Raw genomic sequence first — 2470 nt, 5'->3', positions numbered from 1 at the left:
GAGCGCGCTGGTGGACCGCTTGGCTGCCGCCGAGGGCCGCCCGCTTCAGGTGGCGGCGCACGCGGGCCACGCAGCCTCTCTCGTGCACCTCGCAGCGGCCGGGATCGGTGTGGCGTTGGTGCCCGCGTCGCTCGAGGCCATGCGCACGGAGGGCGTGCGCTACGTGCGGGTGGCCGCGCGCACCACGCTCCCGCTCATCCTGGCCACGCACGCGGACAGCGCCAACCCGGTGGTGAGCGCCTTCGTGCAGCTGGCACGGGCTGCTGCGCGGGTGGCGCCCGCAGGTCCAGCCGTCTGAGGCCCAGCTGCCGACACTTCACGCGGACCCACTCGCGGACGCTCAGGGTGCGGCGTGTGTGAACAGCAGCGAGAAGCGTCGGTTCCCCAAGGTCGGCAAAGACATCTCTGTGGGATATCCGATGCACGCGTGTGAGCCCGTGACCGTACCAATCGCGATAGGGATGACGTCTGCGCCGGTGTTCGAGCTGGTGACCGCTGCAAGCGCGGAGGCGCTACGCAACGTCACGGCGAACTCGTAGGTGTTACCCGGGGTGAGCAGCACGTGCTCGCGGTCACACCATCAGAACACTCCTCGGCACCAGGCGCACAACGCGGGGAACGCACGTGGGGTTGCCCACCACTGGGTCGGAGCAGAAGCGCGCCGTGCCCGCGCAGTCCACTTGCGAGCTGGACGCACTCCCTGTCGCGTTGCAGCGCCTCACTGCAGCTCGTTGTCGGAACATAGCGGTGCGTTGGCATCGCCAACGGCCGGGTAGCGAGTGCCGGAGTAGCAACGCTCGTCTGTCTCGCAGGTCTCGGTCCGCGTGTACGTGAAGCCATTCTGGTCGCATGTCTCCACTGCGGTTTAGTCCTCGCTGCAGAACTTGACCCCCGGGTTGCACGTCCACAGCGCACACGAGACGTCGGTTCCGCTGTCGAGGCACGAGCGCGCCGTGTCGCAAACTTGGCCGCGCCCCAGGATCTCGTGGACGGCGAACACCGAGCCCACACCGTCACCGCCCGGGGAGGCGCCGGAGCGGACCTGTATTCTTCCGTCCTCGACCTCGGGGATTGTTCCGTCTGGTGTCGCCCACTCCGCCCGTGGCAACCTCTCGCCTCTGACGTGAAGGAGGACGCCGTGCGAGCACCGACTGAGACCACCCCCGCCTCGTGGCCATGGGATCGACGCGCCCCGCGAGGTGCCGCGCTCGCCCTCCTGCTGTGTTTGCTCGCCGGCTGCGGCGGCGCCTCGGCGCGGGTAGTCTACCCCGCCGAGCTTTCGGCGCGCTCGTACCCGCGCATCATCGTGGTGCACGGTAGCGAGCCCGAGGGCATCGAGTTCGCCAACCGCCTAGCGCGGCACCTCGCCACGCCGCGGTCGGGTATCCGCCCGAGCGAGGTGTTCCTCATGCACCGACTCCAGGCCACGCAGGCGGTGGCGGAGCGTACGTTCCCGCCGTCCGCCGTGATCGTAGACCTGGACTTCCAGATCATGCACACCGGGCTCATCTACGAGACGCGCGATGGCTGCTACACGTCGGCCTGCGCCGGGCGGCCCGCCACCACGTCCACGCATCTGCTACGGGAGGTCTCGCTGACCCTCACGCTTACCATCCGCGAGAGCACGACGGGGCGCGTGCTCGAGGTGGTCACGCAGGCCGAGCACGAGGACGGTGGGCGCCGGGACCGCAACGTGGAGATAGTCCTGCGTCGCTTGCAGCAGCGCATCTTCCCTATGTTCGACCCTCACACGCGCGGCGTGCGCCTGCGTGTGTTCGACGTGGAGCACCCGGCCGTGACGCCCGGGCTCGAGCTGTTGCGCGCAGGTCAGTGGACCGAGGCCAGCGCCAGCCTCGAGGCGGCCCTGGCGGACGAGAGTGTGCTGGACCTGCCCGCCGAGCAGCTCGCGCGGGTCTACTACAACCTCTCGGTGGCGCGGCGCTTCGACCCCACCACTATGGACGACCTGGCGACGCACTACGCCAACGCGCGCATCCTCCTCGATGGCGCGATCCAGCTGGATCCGAGCAACGAGTACTACGTGCGTGTGCGCGACCATCTAGACGCGGACGCTCAGCGCGCCGCTGCGCTCCGAGTGCAGGAGGGCGCCGCCGCCATCCACTACGGCGACGTCCCAGCTCCCGCGCCCGAGGAGACTCAACCCGCGGAGCCAACAGGGCCCCCGTCGGAGCCAGCGCCCGAGCCTCAGCCTGCCACCGACGCCGTTCCCCAGTCACCCGTATTCACCCCTTAGCCCGTGGCCAGCGCTCGCCAGGACGGAGCGGGCGCTGGGCGTCGCACCACAGTCCACTGTTGACCCTGGTTGGCCGATCGATATCGTCACGCGATGTGGCGTTCCTGCTCCTGGGCAAGGTCTCTTTGGTGGGTGATGGCCGTCACGTGGGTGGTCGGCACGTGCGTGAGCGGCTGCGGGGGCGGCGCATCGGGCGCTCCGGACGGGGGCACGGAC

2 protein-coding genes are annotated in these 2470 nt (G+C 69.6%); both read left to right on the top strand.

The window, feature by feature from the left end; translation table 11 throughout:
• Positions 1-298: hypothetical protein (locus H6726_32795; GenBank protein ID MCB9662464.1), on the top strand; the 298-nt coding region annotated here is incomplete at its 5' end.
• Positions 299-1138: 840 nt separating this feature from the next.
• Entirely contained in the window at positions 1139-2254 is a 1116-nt protein-coding gene (locus H6726_32790; protein MCB9662463.1) for a hypothetical protein, read from the top strand.
• Positions 2255-2470 lie beyond the last annotated feature (216 nt).

The organism is Sandaracinaceae bacterium (assembly GCA_020633055.1).
In the GTDB taxonomy this organism is placed as follows: Bacteria; Myxococcota_A; Polyangia; order Polyangiales; family Houyiibacteriaceae; genus JADJJE01.
Note: the sequence above shows the minus strand (reverse complement) of the source record. Positions and strands in the feature narration are given on the sequence as shown.